Source organism: Dactylosporangium darangshiense (assembly GCF_039537565.1).
Classification (GTDB): Bacteria; Actinomycetota; Actinomycetes; order Mycobacteriales; family Micromonosporaceae; genus Dactylosporangium; species Dactylosporangium darangshiense.
Genome location: NZ_BAABAT010000002.1, coordinates 359,617 through 376,806, shown reverse-complemented (window position 1 = coordinate 376,806; position 17,190 = coordinate 359,617). Strand labels below are relative to the sequence as shown.

The 17,190-nt window shown below is 71.4% G+C and carries 12 protein-coding genes; 2 read left to right on the top strand and 10 right to left on the bottom strand.

What is annotated here, in order from left to right; translation table 11 throughout:
• Nucleotides 1-17: 17 nt before the first annotated feature.
• From ABD901_RS05350 to ABD901_RS05325, 6 genes are read right to left on the bottom strand one after another with little or no spacing between them, the layout of a single operon-like run.
• Nucleotides 18-2,096 carry a glycoside hydrolase family 2 protein gene (locus tag ABD901_RS05350; RefSeq protein ID WP_345121844.1) on the bottom strand — a complete coding sequence of 693 codons (2,079 nt, stop codon included), beginning with the start codon at nucleotides 2,094-2,096 and terminating at the stop codon, nucleotides 18-20.
• Between the two features lie 58 nt (nucleotides 2,097-2,154).
• Nucleotides 2,155-2,988 (bottom strand): ABC transporter permease, encoded by an 834-nt coding sequence (locus ABD901_RS05345; RefSeq protein WP_345121842.1) that lies wholly within the window; start codon nucleotides 2,986-2,988, stop codon nucleotides 2,155-2,157.
• The gene (locus ABD901_RS05340) at nucleotides 2,985-3,863 is read right to left on the bottom strand and encodes an ABC transporter permease (RefSeq protein WP_345121840.1); all 879 of its coding nucleotides are present in this window, start codon (nucleotides 3,861-3,863) and stop codon (nucleotides 2,985-2,987) included. Before ABD901_RS05340 ends, ABD901_RS05345 begins: the two co-directional genes overlap by 4 nt.
• Nucleotides 3,863-4,939, bottom strand: coding sequence for an ABC transporter ATP-binding protein (locus tag ABD901_RS05335; protein ID WP_345121838.1), 1,077 nt, complete (start codon nucleotides 4,937-4,939; stop codon nucleotides 3,863-3,865). The genes ABD901_RS05340 and ABD901_RS05335 overlap by 1 nt, the downstream gene beginning before the upstream one ends.
• A complete protein-coding gene (locus ABD901_RS05330; RefSeq protein ID WP_345121836.1) occupies nucleotides 4,936-6,150 on the bottom strand; it encodes an extracellular solute-binding protein in 1,215 nt (404 codons plus the stop codon). Before ABD901_RS05330 ends, ABD901_RS05335 begins: the two co-directional genes overlap by 4 nt.
• 39 nt (nucleotides 6,151-6,189) lie before the next feature.
• On the bottom strand, nucleotides 6,190-7,176 hold the full coding sequence (locus ABD901_RS05325; protein ID WP_345121834.1) for a LacI family DNA-binding transcriptional regulator: 987 nt from the start codon (nucleotides 7,174-7,176) through the stop codon (nucleotides 6,190-6,192).
• 235 nt (nucleotides 7,177-7,411) lie between these two features.
• On the opposite strand from ABD901_RS05325, the gene ABD901_RS05320 reads away from it, so the two are divergent.
• Entirely contained in the window at nucleotides 7,412-7,726 is a 315-nt protein-coding gene (locus tag ABD901_RS05320) for a hypothetical protein (protein ID WP_345121832.1), read from the top strand.
• Nucleotides 7,723-7,989, top strand: a complete 267-nt coding sequence (locus ABD901_RS05315) for a hypothetical protein (protein ID WP_345121830.1) — start codon at nucleotides 7,723-7,725, stop codon at nucleotides 7,987-7,989. The genes ABD901_RS05320 and ABD901_RS05315 overlap by 4 nt, the downstream gene beginning before the upstream one ends.
• Before the next feature lie 173 nt (nucleotides 7,990-8,162).
• Here the strand turns inward: ABD901_RS05315 and ABD901_RS05310 are convergent, their stop codons facing one another.
• Genes ABD901_RS05310 through ABD901_RS05295 form a run of 4 tightly spaced genes read right to left on the bottom strand, consistent with a single transcriptional unit; the run spans nucleotide 8,163 to nucleotide 17,186 of the window.
• Nucleotides 8,163-9,761: a hypothetical protein gene (locus tag ABD901_RS05310; protein ID WP_345121828.1), complete on the bottom strand. Its 1,599-nt coding sequence runs from the start codon at nucleotides 9,759-9,761 to the stop codon at nucleotides 8,163-8,165.
• Nucleotides 9,751-11,217, bottom strand: a complete 1,467-nt coding sequence (locus ABD901_RS05305; protein ID WP_345121826.1) for a glycosyltransferase family 2 protein — start codon at nucleotides 11,215-11,217, stop codon at nucleotides 9,751-9,753. The genes ABD901_RS05310 and ABD901_RS05305 overlap by 11 nt, the downstream gene beginning before the upstream one ends.
• The gene (locus ABD901_RS05300; RefSeq protein ID WP_345121824.1) at nucleotides 11,214-13,268 is read right to left on the bottom strand and encodes a glycosyltransferase; all 2,055 of its coding nucleotides are present in this window, start codon (nucleotides 13,266-13,268) and stop codon (nucleotides 11,214-11,216) included. The genes ABD901_RS05305 and ABD901_RS05300 overlap by 4 nt, the downstream gene beginning before the upstream one ends.
• 15 nt (nucleotides 13,269-13,283) lie before the next feature.
• On the bottom strand, nucleotides 13,284-17,186 hold the full coding sequence (locus ABD901_RS05295; protein ID WP_345121822.1) for a PA14 domain-containing protein: 3,903 nt from the start codon (nucleotides 17,184-17,186) through the stop codon (nucleotides 13,284-13,286).
• Between the last annotated feature and the right edge of the window lie 4 nt (nucleotides 17,187-17,190).

The following is a 17,190-nucleotide window of genomic DNA, read 5'->3' as shown; positions in this document are numbered from 1 at the left end:
TATCTCGAGCGATCGGGCTACGACAGCGTCCAGGTGACGGTGTCGGTGACCGTTGTGCCGTTGATGACGGCGGTGGCCGTCACCGTGTTGGTGCCCGGGCGCAACGTCACGCCCGGCCAGGTGAAGATGTGGTCGGTGCTCGATCGGGAGCCCAGCGAGGTGCCGTTGAGGCTCAGCGTCACGGTGGCGGCGTTCGAGTAGATCTTCACGTCTGTCGCCGCCGTCGTGCGCTGTGTCCAGCGGCGGCTGGTGATGTACACCGTCGGTGCGGGTGACCAGTTCGCCTTGTACCAGTAGAAGGCGTCCTTCTTCACCGCCCGGTCGCGGGTCACCAGACCCTTGTCGTTGATGCCGGGCTGGGAACCCTCGTTGCGGCCGTCGGAGGCGAAGTCGAACATGTTCCAGACGAACTTGCCCCAGACGTAGGGGCGGGCCTGCAGCTGCTTCCACGACTGTTCATGCAGCAGCGCCTGGTACTCCTCCGGGTGCCACTGGCCGCCGGCGCTGGGCTGGGCCGGGTTGAGCTCGTGCTGGGTGGTGTTGGCGCCGGCGCCGTACTCCGACACGGCGATCGGGCGGGCCGGCATCGCGGCGTGCAGCGAGTCCAGGTTCGGGCCGAGGCCGGAGACCGAGCCGGTGTACCAGCCGTAGTACTTGTTGTAGCCGGTCGTCTCCGCGTGGGTGGGCACGGCGCCGGTGTCGCTGACGCAGCAGGTGGCGTAGGTGGACAGGCGGTCGGGGTCCTCGGTGCCGACGATGCCGGCCAGGTCGGCGAGCAGGTTGTTCGTGGCGGCGTTGTCGGCCCGCTGCTCGTTGCCGATGCTCCAGAACACGATCGACGGATGGTTGTAGTTCTGGCGGATCAGCTCGCGCAGCTGCTGCTCGGCGTTGGCGGTGAAGCCCGACGACGCCGTGGTGTCGTTGACGAGCGGGATCTCGGCCCACACCACCAGGCCGGCGGCGTCGGCGAGGTTGTAGTCCTTCTGGTCGTGCTGGTAGTGCGCCATGCGCACCGCGGTGGCGCCGATCTCCTTGATGAGGTCGAAGTCCTGGGTGTGCTGGGTGTCGTTGACCGCCCAGCCGGCGCCGGCGCGGTCCTGGTGCAGGTTCACGCCGTGCAGGTCCAGGTGGTGGCCGTTGAGGCTGAAGCCGGTGTTGGGGTCGATGGCGAACGAGCGCAGGCCGAGCGGCTCGGTGACGACGTCGGTGACCCGGCCCGTGGCGGTGTCGCGCAGCTCGACGTTGGCGTTGTACTGGTACGGGTCGGCGAGGCCGTCCCAGCGGTGCGGGTTGGCGATGGTGACGGTCTGCACCACGTCCTTGCCGGCGTGCGCGGCGACGCTGCCGGCGCTCGCGGTCTGGTCGGCCACGACGTTGCCGGCCGCGTCGGTGATGACGGCGCGGACGGAGACGTTGAGCGCGGCGCCGTTGTTGTTGAACAGCTTGGTGGTGACGTCGACGGTGGCCGAGGCGGCGGTGACGCTGCGCTGGCGCAGGTACACGCCGGGGCCGGCGTAGTCGAGCATGCGGATCTGGACCGGGTCGACGGCCCAGAAGCTCACGTTGCGGTAGATGCCGCCGTCGAAGGAGTAGTCGGCCGTCTGCGGCGCGATGTCGTTGTTGTCGGCGTTGTTCACCTTGACGGCGATGACGTTGTCCTGCCCGACGTGGAACGCGGCGGTGGCGTTGAAGCGGAACCGCGCGTAGCCGCCCGCGTGCTGGCCGAGGTAGGTGCCGTTGACCCAGACGTCGGCGACCTGGTTGGCCCCGGCGAACTGCAGGTAGAGCTGCTTGCCGGCGTAGGCGCCCGGCACGGTGTAGTGGCGGCGGTACCACCCGGTGCCGCGGTAGTAGTTGTTGCCGCCGTCGGCGCCGTCGGCGGCGTTCCAGGTGTGCGGTGTGCTGACGGCCGACCAGCCGGCGTCGTTGAAGCCGGGCTGCTCGGCGCCGGCGACGTCACCCTTGTTGAACTTCCAGCCGGAGTTGAGGTCGACGCGGGTGCGCAGGTCGGGCGGGGAGTAGGTCGCGGCCATGGCCGGCGTTGCCGGCACGAGCAGGGCCGCGGCGAGGACCACGAATGCGATGGCGGTTCGCATACGACGGCGTCCTTTCACCAGTAGGGAGAACCAGCAGGAGTGCATCGCGATGGGTATGTCAGTCGACCTCCTCCTTGACCCGGGCGACGAGCTGGGTCGGGTTGACGATGCGCAGGGCCAGGACGAGCAGCACGAGCATGGTGGCGGTGTAGACCACGGCCATGGCGTCGATCGACTGCTGGGCGCGGATGCCCGGGGAGGCCATCTCGGCGTACAGCTTGACGACCAACGTGGACGATTCCTCGTCGGCGGTGAGGAACGTCAGCTCGAACATGCCGATCGTGCGCACCAGCACCAGGATCGACGCGGCGAGGATGCCGGGCACCAGCAGCGGGGCCAGGATCCGCAGGAAGACCTGCCCGGTGCGGGCGCCGCACATGCGGGCCGCGCGCTCGATGGCGGGGTCGATCTGCTCGATGAACGGGGTCATCGTGAGGATGACGAACGGCACCGACGGCACGAGGTTGGCCAGAATGACGCCGGAGAGGTGCCCGGCGAGGTCGTACTTGTACAGCACCGTCGCCAGCGGGATGCCGTAGGTCATGGGCGGCATGAGGATCGGCAGCAGGAACGCCAGGTACATGACCCGCTGCCCCGGGAAGCGCCGCCGGGCCAGCACGTAGGCGGCGGGCACGCCGATGAGCAGCGAGACCACCACGACCGCCAGGGACACCTCCAGGGTCACCAGCAGCACGTGCAGCAGGTCGAACTCGTCCCAGGCCTGCGTGTACCACTGCGTCGTGAAGGCCTGTGGCAGCCAGGTGTCGAACCAGCTCGTGCCGAAGGAGCTGACCAGGACCGAGCCGACGACGCCGGCGAGGTTGAGCATGAAGAAGATGACGGCGCCCCAGACGATCCAGGCGGCGGGGCGCGCGACGATGCGCCGCTTCATCCCTTGCCTCCAGTCGGTCCGGTGTACAGCATCGAGCGCGCGCCCAGCACCGCGCCGATGACGACGAGCTCCACGAGGCCCATGACGATGGCGATGGCGGAGCCCTGGGCGTAGTCGTAGTGCTGGTAGCGGGCCTGCCAGGCGGCGTAGGCGATGACCCGGGTCTCCCCCGCCGGGTCGCCGACGAGCACCGCGGACGGGAACACGCTGTAGGCGAGCACGAACGTGAGGCAGAACGTGGTCGCCAGGCCCGGCGCGAGCAGCGGCAGGGTGATGCGCCGGAACCGCGACCACCAGCCGGCGCCGAGGGTGGCGGCGGCCCGCTCGAGGCTGGGGTCGATGCCCGACAGGTAGGACAGCACGAGCAGGAACGCGAACGGGAAGCCGGTGATGACCAGCGACAGGAGCACGCCCCACGAGTTGTGGATGAGCCGGATCGGCTCGTCGATGATCCCGGCGTCGAGCAGGGTGCGGTTGAACCAGCCGGTCGGGCCGAGGTAGTTGAGCAGGCCCTGCGCGGTGAGCACGGTGCCGAGCGTGATGGGCACGACCAGCAGCGTGGTGACGGCCCGCCTGCCGCGGAACCGCCCGCGCATGCGGTAGGCGATCGGCACCGAGGCGAGGACGTTGAACAGCGCGGCGGGCAGGGCGATGCGCAGTGTGGTCCAGATCGTGGCGCGTTCGTAGGCGTCGGCGAAGAAGCTGCGGTACGCCTCCAGCGGTCCGCCCTGCTCGGGCTGGAACGACAGGCCGACGCCGTAGGCGAACGGGTAGATGAACAGCAGCACGACGAACGCGGCGGCAGGTGCGAGCAGCCACAACTGGCGGTCGACGCCGCGTTCGGCGAGGCGGTGGCGCAGGGCGACCTCGGCCATCACGCCTCCCCCGCCGGGTAGACGAGCAGGTGCGCGGCGTCGGCGGTGACGGTGATCGCGTCCTGCGGCGCCAGCCGCGCCGTGGTGCGCAGGTGCAGCTGGAGCCCGTCGCGGGTGCGTGCCTCGACGGCCATTTCCCGGCCCTGGTACTCCACGACGTCCACGACGCAGTGCAGCCCCTCCTCGGCCTCGGCGCCGGGGCGGAGGTTCTCGGGTCGTACCGCCGCGAGCACCTCGTCGCCGGGGCGCACGTCGGCGACCGCGGTGCCGGTGAGCCGGACCCCTTCTAGGCTCATCACGACGCTGTCGCCGGCGACCTTCTCGGCCCGCAGCCGCAGCAGGTTGCGGAAGCCCATGAAGTCGGCGACGTGCGGGTTGGCCGGCCGGGTGTGCAGCTCCTCCGGGCTGCCGACCTGCTGCACGCGCCCGGCGCGCAGCACCACGAGCCGGTCGGCGAGCGACAGCGCCTCCTCCTGGTCGTGGGTGACGTAGACGGTGGTGAGGCCGAGGCTCTGGTGCAGCCGGCGGATCTCGGTGCGCATCTCCAGGCGCAGCTTGGCGTCCAGATTGGACAGTGGCTCGTCCATGAGCACCAGCGACGGGGAGATGACCACCGCGCGGGCGATCGCGACCCGCTGCTGCTGGCCGCCGGAGAGCTGGCCGGGCAGCTTCGCGGCGTGCTCCTCCAGGCGCACGAGGCGGACCGCCTCGTCGGTGCGCCGGCGCACCTCGGCGCGCGGCAGCCGGCGCATCTGCAGCCCGAAGGCGATGTTGCTGCGCACGCTCAGGTGCGGGAACAGGGCGTAGTTCTGGAACACCATGCCGAAGCCGCGCCGCTCCGGCGGCAGGGTGTCCAGGCGCCGCTCGTCCTGCCAGATGCTGCCGCCCGACAGCGGCAGCAGCCCGGCGAGGCAGTTCAGCGCGGTCGACTTGCCGCAGCCGGACGGGCCGAGCAGGGCGATGAACTCGCCGCGGCGGATGTCGAGGGTCAGGTCCGCCAGGGCGGCGTGCCCGGCGAAGCGCCGGGTCACGCCGTCGAGGCGGAGCGTTTCGAACGCGGGCTCGGGCACGGTCACTTCTTCACCTTCGCGCCGCCGATCTCGCGGTCCCACCGGTCGAACGCGGCGACGAGGGCCTTGGCGTCCAGCGGTACCTCGATCGGGTTGTTCGCGATGAGCGCGTCGTACTCGGGCCGGCCGAAGTCGGCGATCGCCTTCTGGCTGTCGGCGGGCGCCATGGACAGCGGCACGTCCTTGATGGCCGGTCCCGGGTAGAAGTACCCCTTGTCGTACGCCTTCGCCTGCTGCTCCTTGGTGAGCATCGACTGCAGCAGCGACAGGATCGCGGCCTGCTTGTCGGTCGAGACGCCCTTGGGCACCACGACGTAGTGCGCGTCGGTGACCCAGTGGAAGCCGTTGAGGGAGCCGATCGCGGCCTCCTTCGGCACCTGGCCGAGCACGCGCGGGTTGATGTCCCAGCCGGTCGTCGACGCGATGATCTTCGCCGATCCGTTCGCGATGCTCTTCATCGTCTCGCTGGTCGCCGACGGGTACAGCGTGACGTACTTGTTGAGCTCGGCGAGGTAGGCCCAGGTCTTCTCCCAGCCGTTGACCGGGTCCTTGGGGTCCTTGTCGCCGAGCAGGTAGGGCAGGCCCATGAGGAAGGTGCGGCCGGGTCCGGAGTTGGCGGGCCGGGCGTACTGCACGGCGCCGGGGTTGGCCTTGGCGTAGTCCAGCAGCTCCTGCGCGGTCTTCGGCGGGTTGGGCACCTTCGCGGGCAGGTACTCGATGAGCGGCCCGGACGGGTAGTAGGTGACGGTGACGCCGTACTCCCCCGCGAGCTTCTGCATGTTCGCCGCGCCCGGCAGGTAGTCGTTCATGGCGGTGAGGCGGCTGGTGAACGGCTGGAACGACATCCACAGTTTCTGGTCGATGCCGGCGGCGAGGCCGTCCACACCGGTGAGCACCACGTCGATGTCGACGCGGTTGGCGTCCTGCTGCGCCTTGACCTTGCCGGCGAGCTCCGGAGCCGTGGCCTTGGAGTAGGTGACCTTCGAGATGACGGACGGGTTCTTCTGCACGTACTCGTCGATCATGCCCTGGGTCAGCTGGAGGTTGCCGGCCACGTCGAGGATGTTGAGCGAGACCGGTGCGGAGGGCTTGTCGGGCACGGCCCCGCCGGTCGGGCCGGACTGCGCGGCGGGCTTGTCGGGCGCGCCGCAGGCGGCGACGAGGGCTAGGGAGGCGAACAACGCGGTCGCGCCGAGGCGGCGCCGGGACAGGAACATTGGCGGAGGTCCCTTCGCTACTAGACTTGCCAAAACGGCTTAGGGAGTTGGTGCCGGGCCGGTCGAGTTGCGGACCATGAGGTGCGACTCCAGCTCCCGGCGGGAGAAGGCTCGCTCGGGGTCCGCCAGCAGTTGCAGGAGCAGGTCGACGCCGGCCCGGCCGGTCTGCTCCTTGGGCTGGGCGAGGGTGGTCAGCGACGGGTTGACCATCTCGGAGAGCACGATGTCGTCGAAGCCCATGACGCTGATCCGCTCGGGCACGGCGACGCCGCGCGCAGCGAACCGGCTGAGCATGCCGAGCGCGACCAGGTCGTTGTAGCCGAGCACGGCCGTGACGCCGGTGGCGAGCACCTGGTCGGCCGCGGCGACGCCGCCGGCGAACTGCGGCGCGACGTTGCCGACCTCGACGAGCTCGACGCCGGCCGCGGCGGTGTGCTGGCGCAGGGCGCGCACGCGCTCGCGGTTGGACCACGACAGCTTCGGGCCGGGCACGTAGGCGATGCGGCGGTGCCCGAGCGCGGTGAGGTGCGCGACCGCCTGGCGGATGCCGTCGGCGCTGTTGACGGTGACCGACGGCATGCGCCCGACGCGCCGGTTGAGCATGACGATCGGGGTCTCGCCGGTGAGCGAGCGCAGCTCCTCCTCGCTCATGCGCGGCGAGCACAGGATGATCCCGTCGACCTGCTTGCTGAGGTTGCGCACGACGTCGGCCTCGGCGCTGGGGTCCTCGTCGGTGTCGGCGAGGAAGACCGCGTAGTCGGACTCGCGGGCCCGGGTCTGCACGCCCTTGACCACGCCCGGGAAGAACGGGTTGGTCAGGTCGGGCACGATGAGGCCGAGGTTGCCGGTGCGGCCCGTGATGAGGCCGCGCGCGGCCCGGTTGGGCTTGTATCCGAGCGCGTCGACGGCCTGCTGGACGCGCCGGCGGGTGTCGGCGTGCACCAGCTCCGGCGTGGCCAGCGTGCGGCTCACCGTCGCCGGCGACACCCCGGCGGCGCGCGCCACGTCCTTGATCGTCACCGGCACCCATGGCCTCCCATCGATCTCCGTCGAGTCTGCAAACCTTTTCAGGAAGTTGTCAAGACTCTTCGATGCGTGGATCAATCTCCGGTGCCGGGCCGTTCTGAAACCGTTGTCAAGCCGCCTGCACGTGGAGACCTTTTGACCGCTGCGCCCGCATGCATCGTGGCGGGGTCTTGACGGGTGTGATTACGATGGCTTCATGCCGCACCGTTAGCTTCGGGTCCCGCGCCTCTATCTCGTGACCCGCGCCGATCTCCCGCCGGGCACCCAGGCCTGTCAGGCGGCACATGCCGCGTTCGACTTCGCCTTCGAGCACCCCGATGCCGCCTCGGGCTGGCACTCCACCTCCAACACGCTCGTGCTGCTCGCCGCCCGCGACGAGCTCGCCCTCGGCTGGCTGTGCGACGACGCGGCCGAGGCGGGCCACCGGCTGGTCCGCGTCCACGAGCCGGACCTCGGCGGCGCCCTGACCGCCGCGGCGCTGGAACCCGCCGCGCACCGGTTGCTCGCCCGCCTGCCCCTTCTCGGCTCGAGAGGGGGTGAAATTTCATGAGCACTCCTGAGGCCGTCCGCGCCGAGCTCGAGGCCCTGGCCGCGCAGTTCGACGGCGACCTGGCCAAGGCGACGCGTTGGCTGCAGCGCAAGGTGCTGCGGCAGGCCGCGGCGCTGGACGCGCTCAACCGCCGGGTCGTGACGCAGCGCTTCGTGCTGCGTACGCTCGACGAGCTGGGCCGGTCGCTCACCGCCGACGAGTACGTCGCGGCGCGCGCCCGCGTCGCCGACGCCGAGCTGCGCGAGCGCATCGAGGCTGTGTAAAGCAAGTCGCATCACAAACAAGCGCGATCGCCGTGCAGGCGGTCAAGGCCGCCTGCACGCCACGTCTCGCAAGGCGCCGCCGGCCACCCGCACGCCCCGGAGGCCCTACGGTTGGGCTGCCGCCTCTAAAGCGGCGCGCAGCGGGTTCGACTCCCGCTCGGGGCGCGATGCCGTCACGACACCGGAACCAGGGTGAACAGGGCGCGGCCCTGGAAGTCGGGCCACGTTCTGGAGGCCGGGGCCTGCTCCAGGGCCGGATAGGCCGCTCGCACCGCGTCCGCGGCGCCGCCGGCCGACACGAGGTAGTAGCGCACGCCGTGGCCCTTCGGGTCGGCCAGGATCGCCGCGAAGTCGCGGTCGGAGCTGATCACGAACTGCTTCGGGTGGCGGCTGGCGAGGATGACCGCGTACGAGTACGCCGAGTCGGTCAGCACCGCGCCGTCCGGCAGGCCGAGCCCGTCGATCTCGGCGCCGATGCGCAGGTTCTGCCGGGCCAGGAACCGGGTCTGCTCGGCGCCGCCGGCGGTCAGGAACGCCGACTCCTCGCGGGCCAGATCGGGGTTGCGCAGGGTCAGGACGGTCACCGGCACCGCCAGCGCCGCCGCGAGCAGGCCGGCGACGACCGCCGCGCGCCGCGGTCCCGGGCCCCGCGCCGGGCCCTGCCGGGACAGCAGGATGCCGACCAGGACGACGACCAGCGGCACCACCGCGATCTGGAACCGCAGCCAGCCGAACGAGCTGCCGAGCAGGAAGGCGAGGTTGTCGAAGGCCAGCACCGAGCCGAGCACGGCGACGGGCGCCAGCGCCCGCGCGTCGCGCCACCGAACCGCGAGCACGGCCGCGACGAGCAGCACCGCGGGCGCGAGGGGCTCGAGGCCGGCGAGCTGCTGCGCCGCGTAGGCGGCGCGGTCGGCGAGGGTGGAGCCGGTCACCGACTCGATGGCCGCCCGGTTGGCCGCCACCTGCGCGGCGTTGCCGTACTTCGACGAGAACGTCGCGAACCACTGGTTGTCGACGATCCGCCCGCACGCGGCCCACAGGCCGACGGTCACGAGCGCCGGGAAGCCCGCGAGCACGGCGTCGGCCTGCGCGATGCCGAGCCGCCCGGACTCCCGGCCGCGGTTGCGCCACCAGCTGACGCCGAACACGGCGACCGGTGCGGCGAGCGCGGGCGCGAGGGCCTCGTAGCGGCTGCCGTAGGCCAGGCCGAGGGCGAGGCCGAGCGCCACCAGCCGCTCGGGGCGGCCGTCGGCGAGCCACTGCAGCAGGCTGCGCGTGGCGAGCATGAGCGCGACGAGGAAGAGTGCCTCGCTCATGCCGTTGCCGGCGTACCAGAAGATCATCGGGTGCAGCGCGAACAGCCCGGTCAGGATCAGCCGGGGCGTGCGGGACACGCCGAGCCGCCGCAGGATGTCGCGGGTCACCGCCACGGTCACGGCCATGACGCCCGCGGAGACGAGGACCGCGACGAGGCCGTCGCGCACCAGCGCCGGCACGAGCGCGCCGAGCGGCAGGAACGGCAGGAGGGCCAGCGACGGCAGCGGGTTCCAGACGATGCCGACCGCGGCCAGGTGCGGGTCGCGGCTGAACAGGACGTAGTAACCGTTGGCGAGGCGGCTGAGGGAGTCCTGGGGTATGAACTGCTGCCGCCACATCCAGCAGGCCAGCGCGAGGTACACGACGAGAGCCGCACCGAGGACGACCCGGCCCTCGGTCAGCCGGCGCGGGCGGGTAACCGGGGTGGCGCCGACCGCGATCGTGTCAACCGCCATGTGCCGCTCCCTGCTTCAGGTGCAGCCCGTGGGTCGTCTTCTCCCAGTACGACGGGCGCAGCAGCAGCTGCAGGCCCGCCTTGACCGCGGCGATGCTCATCATCGCCCAGTAGACCGGCGAGATGAGCGCCGACCACAGCAGGTTGGGCCGGTCCATCTGGCGCACCACGAGCACGTTGAGGTAGATCACCGTGAGGTTGCCGAGCACCAGGCACAGCAGCCCGAGGTAGTACACCGGCGCCACGAACAGGACCTGGATCGCGTGCGGCCGGGCGATCACCCACAGGATCGTCATCGCCCAGAACACGGGGTTGATCAGCGCCGTGAGCGGCGTGCCGCCGACGAAGAAGTTGAGGCAGAGCAGCCCGCGCCAGCCGAGCTGGCGCAGCGTCTGGCGGGGCGCACGCATGTGCACCAGCCAGGTCATGAGGTAGCCCTTGTACCAGCGGCTGCGCTGCTTGACCCAGTTGATGAAGTCGGAGTTCGCCTCCTCCAGCGTGACCGCGTGCAGCACCCCGACCTGGTGGCCCAGCCGGGCCAGGCGCATGCCGAGGTCGGCGTCCTCGGTGACGTTGAACGGGTCCCAGGCCCCCAGCTCGCGCAGCGCCTCGGTGCGGAAGTGGTTGCTGGTGCCGCCCAGCGGGATCGGCATGCCGAAGGCGACGAGCCCGGGCAGCAACGAGCGGAACCAGGCCGCGTACTCCAGCGTGAACCAGCGCGTGATGCGGTTCTGGTAGGTGTTGAAGTACCCGAGCTCCGCCTGCAGGCACGCGTAGGCGGGGCCGAGCCGGGCGAGCGCGACGGCCGCGCGCCGCAGCTGCAGCGGCTCCGGCCGGTCCTCGGCGTCGTAGATGGTCACGAGCTCGCCCCTGGCCAGCTGCAGGCCGTAGTTGCACGCCTTGGGCTTGGTCTGCGGCTGCGACGGCGGCACGATCACCACGTGGATGCGCGAGCCCGCCGGCAGCTGGGCCCGCGCCGCAGCGATGGTCTCGGTGTCGTCGGCCTCCAGCAGCAGCTTGACGTCGAGCTTGTCGGCCGGGTAGTCGAGGTCTTCGAGGTGCGCCATGAGCAGGTGGATCACCTCGGGCTCGCGGTAGGCGGGCACCAGGACCGTGTAGACGGGCAGCTCGTCGTCGGTGGCCGCCAGGGCGTCGGAGTCGCTGACCCAGACCCGGTGCTCCTGGCGCCCGGCCGCCCACACCAGCGCGACCCGGAAGGCGATGGCACCGCCGTACACCACGGTGATGCACCCGATGAGTACCTGCAGCGTGCCGATCGGCCGCCACACCAGTGCCGCCGCCACCAGCGCGACCACGGCCAGCAGCACCAGCTTCTGTACCCGGGTCAGCACCACGTGCGCCGAGAGCGAGGGCCACCGGTTGCGCAGCCCGTCGATGCTCGCGACGAGCTCCCGCTCCTCGCGGCCGGGCACCTTGCTGACGCCGACGGCGGTCACGGCCGGTTCCCGGTGCTGAGGCCGCCGTCGTGGCGCACGGCCGACGCGAGCGGCGAGCCGGGCACGCCCAGCAGGGCCGCCGCAAGAGCGAGGGTGACGAACGCCAGCCGTCCGCGCGGCACGTAGTGCGGGCGCGCGTCGCTGCGCTGCACCGCGACCGATGCCGACCATCGCCACGCGAACGCCGCAACGGTCAGCCCGAGCGAGGCGTCGAAGGCCAGCGGCACGCCGCCGAGCTGCCCGGTGGCGAGGGCCACCGCGACCAGGATGGGCAGCGAGATCCCGATGCCGATCACGAAGCGGCGGGTCAGGCCGTAGCAGCTCAGTGCGGCCAGCATCAGGCAGAGCAGCGCCGTGGAGAACGGTGCGCCGCCGAGGCGGTGCAGCGCCTGGGCGGCCGATGCCGGGGCGGCCTCGTCGATCGCGAGCAGCGGCAGCACCAGCGCCCACCGCAGCCGGGCCGCGGTGCGCGTGCCGAGCAGCAGCACGGTCGCGGCGGCAAGGTAGGACACGACCGCCAGCAGTGTCCAGGTGGAGGCGGCGTCGCCGGGCGGCGCGAGCGCGGTGAGCGCGCCGGCGGTGAGCAGCAGGGCCGTCGCGATGAGCCCGTCGACCTGCCGGTCGTGCACGTCGGGCTCGGCGTCGGCGGCCTTGAGCCGGCCGACCAGCAGCGCCGCCGCCGTCATGAACGGGATCACCAGCGGCACGTGCGAACCGCCGTCGAGCAGCGCCCGCCAGGTCGCCAGGGCCGGCGCCGGGAACGCGGCGAGCGTGAGCAGGAGACCGAGGCCGAAGCGGATCTGCACCGAGCGCCGTCCGGCGACCGCCAGGCGGCGCAACGCACCGGCGGTCATGGAATCGCCGGTCTGGCCGTAGACCCAGCGGCTGGTGGCGGCGTAGCGCAGCACGAACACGCCGCCGATCGCCAGCACGTTGGCCACCAGCAGATGCGTCCCCAGGCCCTGCACGAGGCCGGCGAGCACCGCGAGATGCACCGGCACCAGGCTGTTGTTGATCAGCCAGAAGCGGCCGAGGCGGCGGTGCAGGCGGCGCTCGGTCCCGGACATGACGAACCGGTCGACGATCATGAAGTTCCACGCGATCGCGCCCTGCATCGACAGGAACGCGGCCACCAGGTACGGCAGCGCCAGCTCCCGGCTGAGTGCCCACAGCAGCACCGAGTTCACCACGATGCCGGTAGCGCCCGCCGCGGCGAAGCCGACGGCCCGCCCGATGCTCGAGCCGGGCCGCGCGACCGTCGCGAGCCGCAGCACGGCCAGGTGCCGGGCGAAGCGCAGCCCCTCCCGCAGCGAGGCCTTGCTGTCGCCGGCCTCGCGCGGCAGGAAGGTGTAGGGCACCTCCGCGATCCGCCCGATCCTGGCCCGCACGAGGATCTCCAGCAGGATCTTGTAGCCGATCGGCCGCAGGGCGGCGTCGGTCAGCGCTTCGCGCCGCACGGCGAAGAAACCGCTCATCGGGTCGGACACGCGGGCCAGCCGGCGCGGGAAGACCAGCTTCGCGACGATGCCGGACGCCCGCGAGACCAGCCGGCGCCACGCGCCGCCGAGGCCGTCGGCGCGGCCCTTGCCGGCGTAGCGGGTCGCGATCACCGCGTCGGCCCCGGCCCGGATCTCGACCGTGTCCTCCTGGTCGTCGCCGGTGACGGACGCCCCGGTCCGGACGATCATCGCGGGCAGGGTTTCGGGCGGGTGCTGCAGGTCGCCGTCCATGACGATGATCCAGGGCGCCCGCGCGGCGCCGATGCCGGCGACGACGGCGCCGCCGAGCCCGCCCTCGCGCTCGCCCCGGGGCCGGTGCAGCAGGCGCACCCGCTCGTCGTCGACGTCGCACATCACGTCGCGGATCACTTCGGGTGTGGTGTCGTCGCTGTCGTCGACGAACACAACCTCGAAGGCCGTGTCGCCGAGCACGGCGCGCAGCCGTTGCACCAGCGGGCGTACGTTGTCCGCCTCGTTGCGGGTCGGCACGACGATCGTGACGTCGGTCCGTATCCGCGTTTCGGTGTCCTCGTCGAGCAGCGTGCCACCCATCCGGACTCGTCCTCCCTAGATCTTCACCTGGCTGTACGCGACAGTGGCGCCGACGAACGCCTCGTAGTACTCGACGACGACCGTGTGCGGGCCGGCGGCGAGCGGGACGTCGGTGGTGTAGGTCGTGGGGCCCTGGTCGACCCAGCCGTTGAGGACGGTCTGGCCGTCGACGAGGACCCGGACGCCGTCGTCGGCCGTGGCGGTGAGGCGGTAGGTGCCGGCGGCGAGGGTCTCGGACCTGGTCCACCGCACGGAGAACTGGTTGGGCGGGATCTGCGGGGCCGGCGAGCCGTCGCCCCAGTTGAAGGCGATGGTGTCGTCGTTGCGGGTGAGCGCCGGCGGGCCGGTGAGCGTCGGGTTGGCGAAGTACTCGCCGGTGAACTGGGCGGCCGGCGCCGGCGGGGTGCCGGTCGGGGCGTACGTCAGCCGGGCCACGGCGCCGACGAACGACTCGAAGTACTCCATGACGATGGTGTGGGTGCCCTCGGCCAGCGCGAGCGTCACCGAGTGCGGCGCCGGGCCCTGGTCGACCCAGCTGTCGACGACCAGCGCGCCGTCGACGTAGAGGCGCACGCCGTCGTCGGCGGTCACCGTGAACGCGTAGTTGCCGGCGGCCAGCTGCGTCGTCTGCGTCCAGCGGGCCGAGAACTGGTCGGGCGGGATCGCCGGCCCGGGCGAGCCGAGGCCCCAGTCGTTGTCGACGGCGTCCTCGTCGCGGGTGAGCGCCGGCACGCCGCTGAGCGTCTTGTTCGCGAAGTACTCCGCGTGGAACGGTGCGGCCGGCGTGACCGCCCCGATGCGCCGGTAGTCGAAGGACAGCAGGGCGCCGACCTCGTTCTCGTAGTACTCCACCCGGATCGTGTGGGTGCCGGCGAGGACCACCTTGTCGACGCTGTACGGGGCGTTCTGGTCCTGCCACCGGTCGACGATCAGGCTGTTGTCGAGGTAGACCCGCACACCGTCGTCGCTGGCGCCGCTGAATCGGTAGGTGCCCGCGGCGAGGGTGTCGGTGCGGGTGAAGCGGGCGGCGAAGTGGTCGGCGCCGATGGGTGCGCCGGGTGAGCCGCCGCCCCAGTCGAAGCCGATCGTGGCGTCGGTGCGGGTCAGGTCGGGCGCGCCGGCCGGGATCGCCGGTGTGGCGGTGTTCCAGAACTGCGAGGTGTAGGCGGTGGGCTCGGGCAGGTCGCCCACCTTGGTGTAGGCGAGCCGGACCTGTGCGTCGCCGGCGTTCTCGTAGTAGTCGACCTGTACCGCGTGCGGGCCGCCGTCGAGCGGCACCTCGGCGGTGTCGGTCTGCGGGTCGTGGTCGGCCCACCGGTCGATCACGCGCACGCCGTCGACGACCACCCGGACGCCGTCGTCCGCGGTCGCGGCGAAGGAGTAGACGCCCGGCTCGACGACGAGCGTCCGGGTCCACCGGGCCGCGAAGTGGTCCGGGTCGATCGCCGGGTCGGGCGAGCCGGCCGCCCAGTTGAACGCGAGGTCGTCGTCGGCCCGGCTCAGCGCCGGCGGGCCGGCCGGCATCGCGGGCGCGTTGCCCGTGCCCGGCGTGTTCCAGTACTGCCCGGCCCAGCTCGCGTCGGGCTGGTCGGTCGTGCTGTCCCAGAACAGCTTGGCCACCGCCGCGGCACCGCCGTCGTAGAACTCCATCTTCAGCGAGTGGTTGCCGGCGGCCAGGTCGGTGACGTAGTCGTGCGCGGTGCCGGCCTGGTCGTGCCACTCGTCGACGACGAGCCGGTCGTCGATGAACAGCCGCACCCCGTCGTCGGTGACGGTGGTGAACCGGTAGCGGCCGGCGGCGAAGTACTGGGACTTGGTCCATCGCGCGGAGAACTGGTCCGCGCTGACGCCGGGCCCCGGCTCGTCCGGCCACACGAAGTCGATCTGCGGGTCCTGGCGGGTCAGCGCCGGTGTGCCGGTCAGCGTCGTGTTCGACCAGTACGCGGCGGTGAAGGTGCCCGACGGTGCGTAGGTGGCGGTGTAGGTGGTGTCCGTCTCCGGCGTGGTGATCGTGTGCCGGATGGCCTTGCCGTCGGACCAGCCGGTGAAGTGGTACACGACGCCGTCGGGGCCGAGCACGCTCGGGGCCGCCGCCACCTCGCGCTGGAACCCGCGCACCCCTTCGACGGTGTGCGGTGTCGTGACCGGGATGCCGTCGACCTCCATGCCCAGGCCCGGCGGCGAGGTCTGGAACGTCAGGCCGGACTTGAGCGGGTTGATGCGCACGGACTGCGTGGCGCTCAGCCCGTTCTCGTCGGTAGCCGTGACGATGATCTCGTACCAGGTGTCGGCGGACGGCTCGCCGGTGCGCGGGATCGTGAACGAGCCGACGCGCCCGGTCAGCGGGCCGACGAACGGGTGGAAGTGGGTGCCGTGGTGCAGCCGCACCTCGGTCTTGATCTTTCCGTCGTCGAGGTCGAACCCGGCGGCGTCGTTGGCGAAGGCGTTGTACGTGATCGTGTCGCCGGCCCGGTAGGTGGAGCCGTCGGCGGGGACCGCCACCCGCAGCGTCGGCGGGATGCCGACCTGCACCACGAGCGGCGTGGCCGATGACGTGTGGCCGTCGGTGTCCGTGACCGTCAGGCCCACCTGGTAGACACCGACGTTGGCGTACACCTTCGTCGGGTTCGGCGCGGTGCTGCTCGATCCGTCGCCGAAGTCCCAGTGGTAGGACAGCGGGTCGTTGTCGGGGTCCGAGCTGCCGGCACTGGAGAAGTGCACGGTGAGCGGGTTCAGGCCCTTGACGACGTCGGCCGCGGCGCTCGCCGTCGGCTGCTGGTTGCCCAGCGTGTAGCTGAGCCGATAGAGCCGGCCCGGGAAGTACGTCAGGTAGTACAGCGAGCCGTCCGGTGCCTCCTTCAGGTCGACGACCGAGCCTGCCGCCGTGTCGAAGTCGTGCACCGCCACCACGTTGCCGGCGGCGTCGAGGTCGGCCCGCTTGATGAAGCCCTTGGCGTAGTCGCCGAAGAAGAGGCTGCCCTGGTACTGCGGCGGGAACATCGACCCGCGGTAGACCGGGCCGCCGGTGACCGCCGCGCTCTGCCCGTCGTGCGGATAGGTGTAGATCGGGTCGACGTATCCGGCGCAGCCGGTGGCGCACAGGCCCTCGTGCAGCGGCCAGCCGTAGTTGCCGCCCTTGACGATGTGGTTGACCTCTTCCCAGCTGAAGTCGCCGACGTCGCCGCCGTAGAGCCGGCCGGTGGCGGGGTCGAACTGGAACCGCCACGGGTTGCGGAAGCCGTACGCCCAGATCGCGCCGAGTTTCCCCGGCTGTCCGTAGAACGGATTGTCGGTCGGGATGGAGCCGTCCTTGTTGATCCGCAGGATCTTGCCGTGCGGGTTGCTCAGGTCCTGCGCATTCGGCGGATATCCGTTGTCGCCGACCGCGAAGTACATTTTCCCGTCCGGGCCGAACCGGATGCTGCCACCGACATGCAGTTCCTGCGAGGGCGACTGTGTCTGGAAAATCAGGAACGGCCCGTCGGTGCCCACGTCACCGGACGCGTCGAATCGCACCAGCCGATTGAGCAGGTCCAGCCCGGTGTAGTAAAAATAGACGTAGTTGTTGGAGACGCCGAATTCCGGGTCGAATGCGACGCCGATCAGGCCGCGGTCGCCGGAGGCCACGGACGGCAGCTCGGCAAACGGCTGGGCCAGCAGCTGCCCGTCCTTGACTATCTTGATCTTTCCGGTGCGCTCCAGCACGAAGATGCGGCCGTCGGGCGCGACCTCGAAGCCGGACGGCCCGTCCAGCCCGGCGCCCACGATCAGCGAGGTCTGGAATCCCGGCGGCGGCGCGGCGCTCGTCATGGCCGCCGGCGCCGTGATCACCGCCGTCGCCAGCAACACGGCGGCGGCGAAGGCGGCCACGCGCCGGGCGGCACGCACGCCGCGCAGCGGTGCGCCAATCACAGCCATGAGC